This is a genomic window from Paenibacillus sp. CMM36 (assembly GCF_053570945.1).
On sequence record NZ_JBSEDY010000004.1, the window covers coordinates 343,910 to 359,834 of the forward strand.

Annotated in this window: 14 protein-coding genes; all 14 read right to left on the reverse strand. The window is 47.2% G+C overall.

All coding sequences use genetic code 11. From position 1 onward, the window contains the following. Window positions 1-91: 91 nt before the first annotated feature. The 14 genes from ACWA2B_RS11635 to ACWA2B_RS11700 all read right to left on the reverse strand — a co-directional run bounded on the left by ACWA2B_RS11635 (window position 92) and on the right by ACWA2B_RS11700 (window position 15,912). Window positions 92-1,288 carry an acetate/propionate family kinase gene (locus ACWA2B_RS11635; protein WP_029517375.1) on the reverse strand — a complete coding sequence of 399 codons (1,197 nt, stop codon included), beginning with the start codon at window positions 1,286-1,288 and terminating at the stop codon, window positions 92-94. Beyond that, window positions 1,285-2,157, reverse strand: coding sequence for a 3-hydroxyacyl-CoA dehydrogenase family protein (locus tag ACWA2B_RS11640; RefSeq protein ID WP_029517374.1), 873 nt, complete (start codon window positions 2,155-2,157; stop codon window positions 1,285-1,287). Before ACWA2B_RS11640 ends, ACWA2B_RS11635 begins: the two co-directional genes overlap by 4 nt. A gap of 137 nt (window positions 2,158-2,294) precedes the next feature. Continuing rightward, entirely contained in the window at window positions 2,295-3,797 is a 1,503-nt protein-coding gene (locus ACWA2B_RS11645; protein WP_029517373.1) for an AAA family ATPase, read from the reverse strand. Next, window positions 3,790-4,323, reverse strand: coding sequence for a hypothetical protein (locus tag ACWA2B_RS11650; protein ID WP_069011509.1), 534 nt, complete (start codon window positions 4,321-4,323; stop codon window positions 3,790-3,792). Before ACWA2B_RS11650 ends, ACWA2B_RS11645 begins: the two co-directional genes overlap by 8 nt. Before the next feature lie 446 nt (window positions 4,324-4,769). Next, on the reverse strand, window positions 4,770-5,294 hold the full coding sequence (locus tag ACWA2B_RS11655; protein WP_039271118.1) for a cell wall elongation regulator TseB-like domain-containing protein: 525 nt from the start codon (window positions 5,292-5,294) through the stop codon (window positions 4,770-4,772). 37 nt (window positions 5,295-5,331) lie between these two features. After that, window positions 5,332-6,633, reverse strand: coding sequence for an amidohydrolase (locus ACWA2B_RS11660; protein ID WP_069011508.1), 1,302 nt, complete (start codon window positions 6,631-6,633; stop codon window positions 5,332-5,334). Continuing rightward, window positions 6,620-7,273 carry a redox-sensing transcriptional repressor Rex gene (locus ACWA2B_RS11665; protein ID WP_029517369.1) on the reverse strand — a complete coding sequence of 218 codons (654 nt, stop codon included), beginning with the start codon at window positions 7,271-7,273 and terminating at the stop codon, window positions 6,620-6,622. Before ACWA2B_RS11665 ends, ACWA2B_RS11660 begins: the two co-directional genes overlap by 14 nt. Window positions 7,274-7,316: 43 nt before the next feature. Beyond that, window positions 7,317-10,184 (reverse strand): ATP-dependent DNA helicase DinG, encoded by a 2,868-nt coding sequence (gene dinG, locus ACWA2B_RS11670; RefSeq protein ID WP_318627170.1) that lies wholly within the window; start codon window positions 10,182-10,184, stop codon window positions 7,317-7,319. A gap of 157 nt (window positions 10,185-10,341) precedes the next feature. Continuing rightward, the gene (locus ACWA2B_RS11675) at window positions 10,342-10,974 is read right to left on the reverse strand and encodes a tetratricopeptide repeat protein (protein ID WP_209947376.1); all 633 of its coding nucleotides are present in this window, start codon (window positions 10,972-10,974) and stop codon (window positions 10,342-10,344) included. An 82-nt stretch (window positions 10,975-11,056) separates the two neighbouring features. Continuing rightward, window positions 11,057-11,440: an aspartate 1-decarboxylase gene (gene panD, locus ACWA2B_RS11680; protein ID WP_013371641.1), complete on the reverse strand. Its 384-nt coding sequence runs from the start codon at window positions 11,438-11,440 to the stop codon at window positions 11,057-11,059. Next, entirely contained in the window at window positions 11,433-12,371 is a 939-nt protein-coding gene (gene panC, locus ACWA2B_RS11685; protein ID WP_069011505.1) for a pantoate--beta-alanine ligase, read from the reverse strand. The genes panD and panC overlap by 8 nt, the downstream gene beginning before the upstream one ends. Then, the gene (gene panB, locus ACWA2B_RS11690) at window positions 12,368-13,276 is read right to left on the reverse strand and encodes a 3-methyl-2-oxobutanoate hydroxymethyltransferase (protein ID WP_039271112.1); all 909 of its coding nucleotides are present in this window, start codon (window positions 13,274-13,276) and stop codon (window positions 12,368-12,370) included. Before panB ends, panC begins: the two co-directional genes overlap by 4 nt. 346 nt (window positions 13,277-13,622) lie before the next feature. Then, window positions 13,623-14,597, reverse strand: coding sequence for a biotin--[acetyl-CoA-carboxylase] ligase (locus ACWA2B_RS11695; protein WP_029517364.1), 975 nt, complete (start codon window positions 14,595-14,597; stop codon window positions 13,623-13,625). After that, window positions 14,590-15,912 carry a CCA tRNA nucleotidyltransferase gene (locus tag ACWA2B_RS11700; protein ID WP_340932481.1) on the reverse strand — a complete coding sequence of 441 codons (1,323 nt, stop codon included), beginning with the start codon at window positions 15,910-15,912 and terminating at the stop codon, window positions 14,590-14,592. The genes ACWA2B_RS11695 and ACWA2B_RS11700 overlap by 8 nt, the downstream gene beginning before the upstream one ends. Window positions 15,913-15,925 lie beyond the last annotated feature (13 nt).

Genomic DNA, 15,925 nt, shown 5'->3' on the forward strand with positions numbered 1-15,925 from the left:
CCCCTGGGTCAGGCTGTTTGCTCTCGCTGTTTGGTGCATGCGGAACTCAAACAATAGTCCACATGCATAAAGTTTACACTTTCGAACCGAACTACTGAACCAGACGGAACGTGTCGCGGGCAATAACCAGTTCTTCGTTCGTTGGAATGATCAGTACTTCTACCTTTGAATTTGCAGTTGTAATCCGGCGAGGCTCGCCAGAACGAATAGCATTCAACGATTCATCCAGCTCGACACCGAGGAATGTCAATTGCTCCAACACTCTCTTACGCAGAACGATGGAGTTCTCGCCTACACCTGCTGTAAATGCAATTACGTCTACCCCGTTCATTGCGGCAGCATACGATCCAATGTATTTGCGCAGACGGTATTCATACATTTCAAATGCCAATGTAGAATTAGCTTCGCCTTTTTCCATACCTTCTGTGATTTCACGCATGTCACTGCTGATACCGGAGATAGCTAAAAGTCCACTATGCTTGTTCAGCATGGAATTGACTTCATTGACAGTCAATTCTTCTTTGTTCATGACATAAGGTACGATTGCTGGGTCCAAATCACCACTACGAGTACCCATCATAAGGCCTTCCAGTGGAGTCATCCCCATGGAAGTATCAACAGACAAACCGCCTTGAACTGCTGTTATACTACCACCATTACCGATATGACAAGTGATAATCTTCAGGTCTTCCAAAGGACGACCAAGGAATTTGGCTGCTTCCTTACTCACAAAGTCATGGGAAGTACCGTGGGCACCGTAACGACGAACCTTGTACTTATTGTACAACACTCTTGGAATGGCGTACATATAAGCTTTTTCAGGCATGGTTTGATGGAACGAGGTATCGAATACTACAACCTGCGGTACATCTGGCATATTCAATTCAGCCGCTTTAATCCCCATCATGGAAGCAGGGTTATGCAGTGGCGCCAGGTCAAACAAGCGGCGGATTTCACTCTTCGCTTCAGGCGTTACAACTGCTGACTGTTTAAAGATTTCGCCTCCATGAACCACACGGTGGCCCACAGCCTGAATTTCGCTAGTACTGGAGATTACACCATGTTCAGCATCTGTGAGTGCGTTTAGCACTTTACGGATGGCTGTAGTATGTTCCAAAATTTCGCTAACTTCGGTGTATTCTTCTTTATTGGTTGGCTTATGCGTCAGAATGGAGGAATCCATACCGATACGCTCTACCAGTCCCTTTGCCAAAACGGACTCGTCCGTCATATCATACAATTGGTATTTCAGAGAAGAACTCCCTGCATTGATTACGAGAATTTTCATATCCGGTCACCATCCTTGTCGTACTTAAAGAAGCCTTCGCCCGATTTCACGCCCAGATTACCTGCACGCACCATTTTCTTCAGTACGATGGACGGACGATATTTCAATTCACCAAATTCACGGAACATACGCTCCAGAGCAGCCAAAACGGAATCCAGACCAAAGCGGTCAGCCATTTCCAAAGGGCCGTTTTGGAAGTTATAGCCGATTCGCATAGCGTCATCGATATCATCAGCGGAAGCCACGCCTTCTTGAAGTACATGGGCCGCTTCGTTAATCAGCAGACAGATAATCCGGCTTGTTACGAATCCAGGAGATTCATAAATCATGACTCCTTTTTTCTCCACTATTTCTTCCACGAACATCTTAGTGTTTTCAAAGGTATCATCCGAAGTTTTTAAACCACGAATAATTTCTACGAGATCAATACGGGATACTGGATAAATAAAGTGCATACCAATAACACGCTCTGGATACTTGGTCGAGCTGGCAAGCTCGGTCAGGCTCAGCGTGGATGTATTACTTGCAAGAATAATATTGTTTGGACACACATGGTCCAGCTCTTGGAACACTGCTTTCTTCTCGTCCAGATTCTCTGTAATAGTCTCAATGACCATATCACAGCTGCCGAGCTCCGCTAAATGGGATACTTTCTGAATGCGGGATAAGATCAATTTTTTCTCAGCTTGAGTAATTGCCCATTTTTCCAGTTGTTTGTCCAGACTCGTTTCAATCATATTGTAGGCGTAGTCTAGTTTCTCTGGTGTCTGCTCTACCAGCAGCACATCGATTCCTTTGGACGCGAGCATTTCAGAAATTCCCTGTCCCATGGTGCCGCCGCCGATGACGCCGATTTTTTTAAATTGCATGATTCTTAACTCCACCCTTTCCTGGTCACTCTCATATATTGTATCCTTCTTTGTCGAAAAATACATGTTTATGTCCCAATAGATAATAATATCTTAGCACGGACTAAAAGTAAAAAAAAAATAACCAGCATAAAAAATTATGCTGGTAATAAAGCATTTTCACTAAATTGACATCTAAATTGGTCTCCAGACAAAGTTTCCTCCTTCATTAGGATGTCAAGTGAGTTGTCGAACACAGGACGATGCTTTTCCAGCAGTTCCAAAGTTCGGGTATGCAGGTCAGCCATAATCTCGCCATTTTCCCGCATGAGTTCTTCTTTCGTTACCATTTCCATGTTAATAATGCCAAGTGAAGTCAAACCGGAAGTCATCATCGTATGGACGATGTTCAGCGCCTGCTCAAAATCATTACTAGAGCCGGTACTTCGACCGCCATAGTACATTTCTTCTGCCGTAGCCCCTGCGAGCGAGATCATAATCTGCTCCTCCAGATACTGCTTGGTGTATAAATAATGCTCTTGCTGTGGATTGTGGCGCACATACCCAAGCGCTTTCCCACGTGGGCTAAGTGCAACCTGGCTTACGCTACCAGGACGAACAATTTCGGCCATAATAGCATGTCCCAGTTCATGGATCGCTACACGTTTTTTCTCTTCCAAGGTCGATTCTCGATCTGTCTTTTCACCCATCATCACTTTGTCAATTGCCATCGACAGATGTTTCTGTGCAATCATTTTCTGATCCTGTCTCATCGCATAGATTGCCGCTTCATTCATTACGCTCTCCAGCTGTGCGCCAGAAAACCCGTAAGATTCCTCAGCAATTTTATCCAGATTCGCATCTTCCTGAATCGGTTTGTTTTTGGCATGAATTTTAAGAATATGAAGACGGCCCTTCTTATCAGGCAAATCCACTTGAATATGACGGTCAAAACGCCCTGGGCGCGTTAAGGCGCTGTCCAGCATTTCTTTACGGTTTGTTGCCGCAATGATCAAAATCCGCGGTGTATCTACCGAGTAAATACCATCCATTTCTGTCAGCAACTGATTCAAAGTCTGATCATATTCTCGTTGCTGTCCACCCTCACGTTTACCACCAATTACGTCGATTTCGTCAATAAAAATAATTGCATTTTCCTTCTTTTCCTTGGCTGCACGAGTACGTGCCTCCCGGAACAACTCACGCACACGACCTGCTCCAACACCAACGTACATTTCAACAAATTCACTACCTGAGGCTGCAACAAAAACAGAATTAGTATAGTGTGCCGCTGCCTTAGCCATCAGTGTTTTTCCTGTTCCCGGAGGACCTGTGAGCAAAACGCCTTTTAATGGACGGATACCAAACTTGGAGATTTCATCATGTCGATTCAAAAAATCCAAGGCCTCACGCAGCTCCTGCTTAGCGCTTTCTTGCCCACCGATTTCCTCAAAAGTCAGCTTGTCCGGGCCATTTTTTTTACGTTTACGTTCTTGCCCAGCACCTACGGCCAAGCCTCCACGAGCATGCATGAGCATTAACAAGCCGCTGAACATCACACCAGCAACTAGAAGAGGGATAATATTTACCCCAATAAAAACGAGAAATATAATGGTTACCGGCACAATGCCGATTAATATTTCCTTGATCCATCTAGGCATTAGGCCATACCCCCATCTGCTGAGATTGACGTGGCAAAACGATAAACTTGGTCGCTTTCCCTTCGCTGAGTCGGATATAGACATTGTTCGAATCCATGTCGGTATCAGCTTTGATACCCGTCTTTTTCTTTTTCATATGCTCAACTGTAGATGAAATTTGAGTATACTTTCTATTTTCCATCGCTTCGGCTACAGGAAACATAGCCTCAGACCACCATTGATTCAGTGCTGTATTGGAACGGTCTGCAATATCGAGCTTAATGGTGCGGCTGCCAATGATGGATTGTCCTTTTTGCTTAACTACATCGACCAATCCGGCCACATCCGCCTGCGGTTTGAGATCTAGTTTCAATACAACCTGATCCTGTTTAATATCTATTTGAGCGCTTGTCACGCCTGGATATTGAGAAACCAGTTTTTCCAGAGGACTTTGCATTGTAACCTGACGGTAAATGAACCATCCCCCAAATAGCAGCAAAGCTGCCAAAACTGCCGCCACAACGATAGGAACTGCACGCAATTTCAAACAACATCCTCCTCTCAAAATGTAAAACTCAGAAGAAACGGGACGAATGTCAACAAACAACCAAATTGCATGATCTTACAGTGATCAGCAATTCTTTTTTCTATCATTTTTGTCTATCACTTATAAAATATAGTATATCATAACGTATATCTAAAATCGAAGGCAATGTGTGGAGGAGTTGTGATGAGGCAAAATCTTTGGTTATGGTGGAGGTGGGACGCTGCGTGTAGGATTTGATCTTACGATCGCTGTTGCCCGCCATAAAGATGAATTTTCCTTAGGAGAGAAGTTGGGTAGGTAAAGATGCTTCGCTGGCATTCAGCTCATCTTTACGGCATAGCAAGACTAAAAGACGTAAATACGAATTTCATCGCATTTACGTCTTTTTCTTGAGCTTTTAATCATTTACTAGTCATTCATTCCACATCTGCTGATCCTCAACCAGCTCAGTTATTGGGCAAAGTATACTTTACCCCCGTCGCTCCCCCATCTGAAAAACGGTAAAAGGCATAGTAATGATGGCTTCCATCATCGTAAAACAGCTGCCACACATATTCGCCATTGAACACACTCGGCTGGAGGCTTACAATTTTTACACCTGGAAGCTGCTGCTGAATTAGCGACGTCATTTTTTGCTCGTCGACTCCGTTCTTCAGCAGCTCGGTATGAACACCGCTATTATCTGCGGCAGGTACGTTAGGTTGTCCCTCCACTTTTTGAAAAGGAACCCATACCATTATATTTTCATTCTGTGCATTTTTCCCTTGAACCACCCAATATACCTGATCCCACACAGACTTCCATGTTTGAGTCGTGCTAACCAGACCACCTGATTGCTTGGCCTTAATGATAGCGGCATTTTTCTCAGCCACCTGGTCTTGAGTAACATAGGAATAATACCAGAAAATGCTGACCAGGATCAGTATCACGGCCAAAATGGCGACCGCTATCCATTTTTTCTTATTTTTCAAACCCGTGCTTCCTCTCTAAGGGGATGTGACACCTGAATTAGCGCGACAGCAGCCCTTCAAAGGCGGCTTGTGCCTCATGTTTGATACGTTCCTCGTCCATAGTCAGGCATTCGCCGTTTTTCACAACCTGACGACCGTCTACCCACACATGAGCCACGTCCTTGGCGCTTGCAGAGTATACCGCATGGGAAATAAGATCTGTACGCGGCAAGAAATGTGCCTGATTCAGATCCAACGCGATAAAGTCAGCCTTGTTGCCTGCTGCCAACGCTCCTACTTCTTTTAAACCAATCGACTTTGCACCGTATTCTGTTGCCAGACGCAGCGCTTCACTTGCAGGAACTGCCGTAGGGTCACCGGATACACCCTTGTGAATAAGTGCTGCCAGACGCATTTCCTCGAACATATCCAGGTTATTATTGCTGGCAGGACCATCCGTTCCGAGAGAAACCGTAACCCCTGCACGCAGCAATTCAGGCACTCTTGCCACACCACTTGCCAGCTTCAAGTTGCTGCCAGGATTGTGGGAAACCGCTACACCACGTTCTGCCAGTAAAGCTATTTCTTCGTCGTTCAAATGAACGCCATGGGCAACAAGCGAAGGACGGGAGAAAAAGCCAAGCTTATCCAAGTGTGCAACCGGACGCAAACCGTAGTCGCGTACGTTTTGCTCTACTTCGGCGATCGTCTCAGACATGTGCGTATGCAGTGGCAAGTCCAGATCATGCGCAGCTTGTACGAATTTTTCAATAAACGCAGGTGGACATGTATATGGCGCATGCGGTGACATCATCGTTGTAATACGGCCGTCTGCTTTACCGTGCCAGTTACGCGCAAAAGTCACGGCCTCTGCCAGCTTGATTCGCTGTTCTTCCTCCGAACATAGTCCAATTGCTCCACGCATCAGACTTGCACGAATACCTGACTCTTCAGCCACACGAGCCACCTCATCCATATGATCGTACATATCGAGGAAGGTTGTTGTTCCACCTTTCAGCATTTCCAGCACAGACAAGGACGTACCCCAGTACACGTCTGTAGATGTAAACTTGGCTTCCATAGGCCACATTTTTTCCTGAAGCCATACTTGAAGTGCCAAATCATCTCCATGCCCACGCAGTAGAGACATCGCCGCATGACCATGAGTATTGATCAGACCAGGTAAAAACAATAGCCCTTTACCATCGATCGCTTCCGTCTCTTCCTCACCCGCAGGCAAGGTTTCGCCAATATAAGTAATACGACTATCCTCCACAATCATAAAACCATGGACTACCCCTGCTTCTGGTCCATTTACGGCAAAAGATCCGTTTTTAATCATCCATTTATTCACTGTCATATTGTGCTTCTTCCTTTCCGTCCTCCAAATAATAAGCGAGGCTAAGCAAATCAGTTGTAAAGTCTGTGGCATGAATCCGAATGTTGGCTGGTGCCTTGAGAGTAGTCGGTGCAAAGTTCAGGATCGCTCCAATTCCGCTATCAATAAGCCTATCAGCCACGTGCTGTGCTTCAAAATCAGGTACGGTAATAATCCCGATTCGAATGTTTTTTTCTTTCACAGTCGCTTCCAGTTCATCCATCGGTTGCACGACCAATGTATTGATCTTGGTTCCTACCTTATCCGGAAACGCATCAAATACCGCCACAATCTTCATATTGTCTTTTAAATAAGCGTTATAATTCGAAAGGGCTTGCCCCAGATTACCCGCTCCGACCAATACTACATTAATTTGTTGGTCGATTTTCAGGATATGGCGTATTTTCTCAATGAGATAAGAAACATCATAACCGATACCCTTCCGACCAAAATCTCCAAAATAAGCAAGATCTTTACGGATTTGGGCCGGGTTCAAATCTAGCCTCTGTCCCAGCTCTTGAGAAGAGACCGTAGCCACCTCCCGTTTGTGCAGTGCATTCAGATAACGTAAATATACGGGTAACCTCCGTACGACAGCCTCTGAAATTTTATCTGATTTCATACTTGCTCCCCCTAATTGTAACGAACATACTTATGTCCGTCCGTTATGCCTCTGTCTCCGGGGCGGATTGGAGCCATTCGGCGATGCGGGGCACCATTTGCTCCGATGGCATATGCTCCATTTTTGGTCCCGGTAACGAGTACAAAAAGTGCTTTCCGTAATAGGATTCAATCACACGCGTATCATAAACGATAACGACCCCGTGGTCGTTCGCTGTACGTACCAACCGACCAAATCCCTGTTTGAAGCGAATGACCGCTTGCGGTACAGACAGCTTCATAAATGGATTCTTCTTCTGCTGCTGGAGCAGTTCGCTTTTTGCCTCCAGCAGCGGGTGATTCGGCGGTTGAAACGGCAAGCGAACAATGGCTAGACAAGTCAGAGCCTTCCCCGGAATATCGACGCCTTCCCAGAAACTGCTGGTCCCCAGCAATACAGAAGCTTTCGCTTCCTGAAACCGGCGGGTTAGCTTGCTGCGACTTCCACTGTCCACACCTTGTCCCAGCACAGTAATTTCGCTGGATGCTAAGGCCTCTTTGAGCGGCTCATACACTTGCCGGAGCATCCGATAGGACGTAAACAGAACGAGCATTCTCCCACGTGTCGCCTGAGCAGTCGCTCCTAGAGAGCTAACGAGCATATCTACAAAATGCGCATCTCCTACACTGCCCTTCACACTTGGGAAATCCCGTGGAATAACCAGCAACACCTGATCCCTGTAATTAAAGGGTGACGGGAGCTGCGAAGTCATCAGCCGCTCTTGATCTGCGGCCTCCTGTAAGCCGAGCTGATCGATCATGTACTGAAACGACTTATCTACCGACAAGGTAGCAGAAGTCAGAATAATGCTTCTTTTTTTGTCAAAAAACATTTCTTTCAACTGGCGGCTCACATCGACGGGTACCGCATAAAATTGCAATGATTTACTACGGAATTGCCCGCTTGCCTCGAGCCAGTATACGGTTGTTTCATCATCGAGTCGGATAAAAAAGCGCAAATTTTCTCGAATCCCCGCCAAATCCTTGAGCAGACCCGTGATATCTGTAATAAGGCTATCCGCCGCATAATCGTCATGTTCTTCCTTGACGTCCAGCATCAGCTTGTCGCCCTTGCGCAAAATTTCGCTCATCGTTACATATAGCTGATTTTCCAAAGCTCCCGCCTGATCCCACTTTGCAGGCTTGGCCGAAGGTTTGAGACGGGAAGAAAACTGTCCTGTTTCACCCGGTGTCGCATCACTTCGCTCCGGCAACATGCCAAACAGCTTGTCGCTTAGCAGGTCCCAAGTTTCCTTCACCTCTAACACGAGCGGATACAGCTGGTCGATAGTTGAGGCCCAATCTGCCGACTTCTCGTGCCCCGATTTCGCCAACTGTTGACGAAGTGAAGGCAGTTGTCCATTCTTGCTGTCTTTGAACAGTCGCGTCAGTGTATGCACGAGTGTGAAATATTTCATATGCATACCTAGGTGTTTACCAGCTACTTCCTCCAGGTGATGGGCTTCATCTATCACCAGATGTTCATAGCTAGGCAATAACTGATGACTGGCTTTGACGTCTGTGAACAACTTAGAGTGATTCGTAATAACAACATCCGCTATTCCTGCTTCATGGCGTGCACGATGATAATAACATTTGCGGAACCATGGGCAGGAACGACCAAGACAGGACTCTGAATCACTCGCCACCGTTTCCCAGAAATCCCCTCCACGGTTGCTCAGATTCAGTTCTTCATCATCACCGGTTTCTGTTAGCGTCAACCAGACGATCATCTGAGCCGCTGTAATTAAATCTTCCTTCGGTGTAGCGAAGTCTCTTCTGTTTATTTTATGTTCAAACTTACGCAGACACAAATAATGTCCCCGACCCTTGAAAATAGCAGCCCGGAACGGAAACGGAATCACCTTGGTCAGCATCGGAATGTCGCGCTCGCGTAATTGCTCCTGCAGGTTGATCGTATGTGTACTCACCATAACGCGCTGTCCCTTTTTCACACTGTGATACAGCGATGGGAGCAAATAACCCAGAGACTTCCCTGTTCCTGTACCTGCTTCAATCAGCAGATGCTTGTCTTCACTCAGTGCCTGATTCACACCCTCAATCATCTGTATCTGCGCCTCGCGCTCCTCATATTGACTCAAGGATGAACGCAAATTGTCCCGCACATCATCCATGTACTCCTCAAAGGTAACACCTGACAGTGGATTCGGGTCATCTTCTCTACGCGGAGCAGCTAGCTCCGTCCAATCTTCCACTTTTAGCGCAAGCTGACGAAAAAACTGATATCCCTCCAAATCCTGAATAGGATCAAGCTCTTTCTCTTCACGCACCCCATCAAGAAACCATCCAAGGTCACTGTCTTCCTCTGCAAACAAATCACTAAGCCGCTGTATCGTTATCAGAGGTAATGCTTGAAGCTCACCCAGACACTTTAAAAACACCTCGGCCGTAGCCAATGCGTCGCTGTCTGCTTGGTGAGGGCGATCATGTGCCAGCCCGAACTCAGAAGACACAAAACCCAACTGATACGAAGATAGTGATGGAAACATAATTTTCAGAAAATCCATTGTATCCAAGATTCTTCCGCTAAATGGCAAGTATCCGCACCGATCCAGAGCGTTTTGCAAAAAATTAAAATCAAACGCCACATTATGACCGACCAGTACAACATCGTCCAGCATAGGCACAAGCTCCATCATCATTTCTTCAAGTGCAGGTGCATCCTTCACGTCATCGTCTGTAATTCCGGTCAATCCAGTGATAAAAGGTGGAATAGATCTGCCAGGGTTCACATAAGAGCCGTAAACACGGGAAATGCTGTTATCATGATCTATAATTGCAAGTCCGACTTGAATGATGTCATCCGCGGACTGGGTGCCTGTCGTTTCAAAATCCAATACCGCAAATTTCATTCGGGCTTAATCCTTTCTTATGACACTTACAAAAATAATAACTCCGTATATTAGCATAGCAGAAGATCGCGTGTTTGGAAATTAAGACAGCCAAAAAAGACGATGCATACGCCGCCTCAGGAGGTGGGCATGCATCGTCTTACTCGGTGTCTGACAACTACATCCAGGTCATTATGGAGCTGTCGTATCGAAGCTTTTCGGTACCGGACAAACAGGCTTCCATATTGTGCAGCGGCTCGGGTAACGCAGGATCGAACTGATGTGCGAGAGCAAAACATTTTTGCGCCTCCTCTACGTCAGCCTGCTTTGCCAACAGACAGCCTAGCGCATTATAGATGACCGCTTTTAGTCCTGCCTGCTCAGTCAGGTCCAGCACCTTCTGAAAATGGTATACAGCTTCTGCTGGATCATCTAGTTGAAAATAGGCCATTCCCATATACATGCGACTCTGCCAACTGTTCGGAAAATGCTGTAGTACCTGCTCAAATTGTTGGATCGCCTCAGGGTACATAAGTAATCGATAATACCCTTGCCCCCGACTAAAAGCCGGCAGCTCTTTTTCAGGCAGCTCCGTGTCAGACATATCGGTCTCCGCGGAAAAGCCGGCCGCACGCAGGCACACCATTTTTTCCTCAAAGGCCAGCCACTCATCCATAATTCCGTCACTCATTCTCCGCAGCAGACTCCAGTGCTGTAGCAGCTCCTGCCTGCGGGAGCCCTGGGCTGATGGGTAATGCTTCACGATATCATCTAACATGCTGTTCATTTCTGCGAATACATGCTGGAACATGTGCATCCCGCCCTTATGAAAGATGGATTAATACACTCACATTTTTCGCTTAAAAGACGGGTTTCATCCGCACTCCCATTCATTACATGATCGTCGCATGTACTTCTTTGTTCATCGTTTGGGCTGGTTTATTATGTTCATCAACAAATACCACTGTTGGTTTGTATGTTTTGGCCTCTTCATTTGACATGGAAGCATAGGAAATAATAATGACTGTATCACCAGGCTGCACCAAACGAGCTGCCGCACCGTTGAGACAGATCACACCGCTCCCACGCGGTCCGGGGATAACATAGGTTTCCAGTCGAGCTCCATTGTTATTGTTTACAATTTGAACCTTTTCATTCTCCAACAGATCCGATGTCTCCATGAGATCTTCATCTATAGTGATACTCCCCACATAGTTCAGGTTAGCTTCCGTAACCGTAGCGCGGTGAATTTTGGATTTCATCATAGTTCTAAACATGGGAAAGCACCTCCGCCTTCTGTATTCTTATATTGTCAATCAGTCGGGTACTGCCAAATTTCACAGCTAGCGCTACGATGATGTCTTCCTGAACATCACATAGCCGCTGCTCGGGAAGAAGGGGCTCCAGACCAGGAAAAGTTAAAATTTCAATGTAATCAATGTCTGCTAAAGGAGAGGAAGTAATGGTGGACTCCACCATTTGATGTAACTGACGAATCGTAATTGTGTTTGTTACAATATCTTCGCTCACTTCTTGCACCTTACGCAGTGACTGGGACAGCACCAATGCCTGCTCGCGCTGTTCTGCACTTAAATACACGTTACGGGAGCTGAGGGCTAAACCATCCGCCTCTCTGACGATGGGACAAGGTACGATAGTCACGTTCATATTGAGATCAGTCACCATCTGCTGGAGCACAGCAACCTGCTGTGCGTCCTTCATCCCAAAAAAGGCCAAATCAGGACCTATCATGTTAAAAAGCTTGGCTACCACCGTAGTCACACCATCAAAATGGCCGGGACGGGAAGCACCGCACAAGCGATCTGTCAAAGCGGATACACGAATTTTGGTTTGGGTTGGTTGTGGATACATTTCTGCTACAGTTGGCAAAAATACAATATCCACGCCCTCACGCCGTGCTACCTCCAAATCACGAGCTTCATCGCGGGGATAGCTTTCCAGATCTTCATTCGGTCCAAATTGGATCGGATTTACGAAAATGCTAAGCACCACCGTATCTGCCATTTCACGCGCCTTGTGCATCAAGCTCGCATGTCCTTCATGCAGGTATCCCATCGTTGGTACAAAGCCGACTTTATGTTGCAGTAAAGAGGCAGAATCGTGTACCGTTTTTGCTCCATTGGCTCCAAGTTGCCGACGTTCGGCAATAACCTTGCGTAGTTGAGCCACTTCTCTTACGATGATCATGACTGAGATTCCACCTTTTCCTTAGCTTGTTTCTGCGCTTGTCCTTTTGCCTGTCCGTACAAGGACTCCAGGGACTCCACAACACGGTCATCCGCGCTGAATACATGCTCTGCGGCCGGGAATGCCCGCCCTTTCACATCACTCACATACTGCTCAATGCTGCTGCGGATCAAGCCGCCTACATCGGCATAGGTTTTAACAAAGCGTTTGCTGAAATAAGGAGATGCGTACTGAATCAGATCGTGATAAACAAGTACTTGACCGTCACATCCACGTCCTGCACCGATTCCAATGGTTGGAATGGAAAGTTCTTTAGAAATCGCCGTTGCCACTTCCTCAGTCACCAATTCCAAGACAATACCAAAGGCACCCGCCTGCTCTAATGCCTTGGCATCTGCCATCAACCGGCGTGCGTCTGCTTCGTCCTTACCTTGAATGCGATAGCCACCAATTTGATTAACTGATTGCGGAGTAAGCCCGATATGTCCCAGCACAGGTACACCTGCCTGAACAGTCGCTTTTACGACATCGGTAATTTCAGCTCCGCCCTCCAATTTAACAGCATGCGCATGTCCTTCTTGCATCAGACGGCGGATGCCTTGAAGACTTTCGGATATGCTGCCGTGATATGTCATAAAAGGCATGTCCGCTACGATAAATGTATTCTCAGCGCCTCTTGCAACTGTCCGGGAATGGTACACCATATCATCCAAGGTCACAGGGATGGTCGAATCGTAACCAAGAACTACGTTACCCAGCGAGTCCCCCACGAGAATGATGTCAATTCCCGCCTCCTCGGCTATCTTAGCCGATGGATAATCATAGGCGGTCAGCATACTGAGCGGAATGCCCTCCTGCTTCATTTTTTTCATTTTTACAATATTCAGCGCTTGTTTTCCTGCCATCGCGAATGGCTCCCTTCCATCTTTTTTTGGCACAAAAAATAACCTTTTATGAACGCCTGTACATCTGCGTCATCAAAAGGTCCGAACAGCCAAAAAAGACACTCATTTTGAGATCGTCCCTTCTGTCTCGGTCCTGTTCGGCTCAGAGCAGAATCCAACGTAACCTTCAAATGAAGTTATGATGGTCTTACAAACTTGCTAAAGTAGAGCAATGTGCCCTTGGAGTGCAGCTCGGACCGTCCGATGCCGCCTCCTGCACAGTATAACAAAAAACATCAGCTTTTTCACGTGAAGTTTCACACAGGAAACAGAAAGATTGTGGTCGTATACTCAGCTAGGGTCGCTTCTACAATTGTATATCCCCTGAAATAACCTGAATCCGCTCACCCTGGTTCGTTTCTATCACTAGTGCCCCTGAAGGGTCCAAACCCACCGCTGTACCTTCTACCGCTATCCCTTGTCCCGTATGTGCCCGAACGCTGCGGTTCATCGTCACGGATAACGCCTCCCACAGCATGGCTATGGGCTGGAACCCCTGCTCGGCATACAACTTACTTAGCAGCTCCATTTCTTCCAGAACTGCAGCAATCAGTGCAGTACGGTCAATTTCAAGCCCTGCTTCTATTTTCAAGGATGTCCCTACATGGGATAGCTCTTCCGGGTAATCTTCTTTATTTAAATTTACGTCAATGCCGACCCCTGCAATACAGTAGCGGACCCGTTGATCCTCTGTTGCAGATTCCAACAGAATACCGGATACTTTGCGACCATGAATCAACAGATCGTTTGGCCATTTGATTCCTGCCTCCACACCCGTCAGCCGACGAATGGCTCTACACACTGCTACACCTGTAAGTAGCGTTAGCTGGGGGGTAAAAGCTAAGGGCTGGGTGGGGCGCAATACAATGCTCATCCATATCCCTTTGCCGCGAGGGGAATACCATTTACGTCCCTGACGTCCCCGACCCGCCGTCTGTTCTTCTGCCAGCACTACCGTTCCCTCCGGCGCATCCTCTTCTGCTAAACGCATAGCATCCTGCTGAGTGGATACCGTCGAATCCAGCACTATGATACGCTGGCCAAACGATTGTGTAGTTAATAGATCTGCCAGTTTGGATACTTCCAATCGGTCAGGCCGAGATATCAACCGATAGCCCCGGCGCGAAGAGGCATCGATATTATAACCCAGCTCACGCAGTTTGTTGATTTGCTTCCATATTGCTGTGCGACTAACGGAGAGGCGTCGGCTAATCTCCTCACCAGATACGTAATCGGATGAACCTTCCTCCAGTATGCCTAACAGTCTATCATGATTATTCACTACTCATCACCCGTTTCACTTCCTGAAGCAATGTTTCTGTTTCATTCGGGATATCTCCGCAAGCGACCGCTTGTAAAAGCCGTTCCATCATCTGCCCCAGCCAAGGTCCACCTGGTCGATTCATTGCCTGAACCAGTTCATTTCCAGTAATATTTAAATCTTTGATACGAACGACGACAGCCTGCTGTGTCCACGAGTTTGCCAGTTCGGCAATCTTCTTCACATGCTTTTCTACCCACGGCGGTAATCCACGGAACGAAGAAGGCAGTGTCTTGTGAAGCTCCAGCCAGTCTGAAGCTGTATCCTTTCCCAGCTTAATTAACAATCGAATCCAGTTACGACGCAGTACCTCGTCGTTGATAGGGTCAGAATCTCTCGAAACAGAGTTGTCAGCTATGGCAACAGCATGGCTGATGAGCTCGGTCTCCCATTCCAATAAATGAACCAAACGCAAACGTACGGCGTTGGAGAAGGTCCAAGCTCTTAATAGCTCGTCCGCTGCCTCGGAGCTAAGTCTACAAGACATAAGGAGCAAACCCCACCGTAGCTCTGCTGGCAGCTGCACGATCTCCTTGAGCGCCTGTGCGTCACATTGTTCCCAGGGAACCGGAACCTTCGTACAGCCAAGCAATCCGCTACGTCCCAGCATCTCCAATCCACGTAATGGGTCAGGCCCCGCTAGCATCTTTTCTAACTCGACTCGTACCCGTTCCATGGCTATATATCGAAGTCCCTCTCTGCGACGGATCATACCTTTCCAGGTATTGTAGGCCACCCGGAACCGAAATACAGAGGCAAAACGGATGCAACGCAGCATTCGCAGCCCGTCCTCCTCAAAGCGTTCCTCAGCTCGTCCCACACAACGAACGAGAGCAGCTCGCAAATCGGCTTCTCCCCCAAACGGGTCCACCCGCTCTCCGTGTTCTGCCATCGCAATCGCATTCATAGTAAAATCCCGTCGCATCAGATCCTCACGGATATCCTTCACGAAGGCAACTTCCGTTGGACGGCGGTGATCGGCATAACCGCTTTCTGTACGAAAAGTGGTCACCTCGAACGCATGGCCACCCTGCATAACCGTTACCGTCCCATGCTGGATTCCTGTCGGAATAACATGAGGGAATAGCGCTAAGACCTGTTCAGGCTCAGCCGAAGTGGTCAGATCCATATCATGAATAGCTCGTCCTAATAGCTCATCCCGCACACAGCCGCCAACCCAGTAAGCTTCGTGGCCTGCTGCTGTTAGTGTATGTATGACCTCTCTGCCATGAAGTGCCATCTCTTGGTCAGCGCATTGCCAAGTATTTGTATTCATAGGGTTTCCCCCT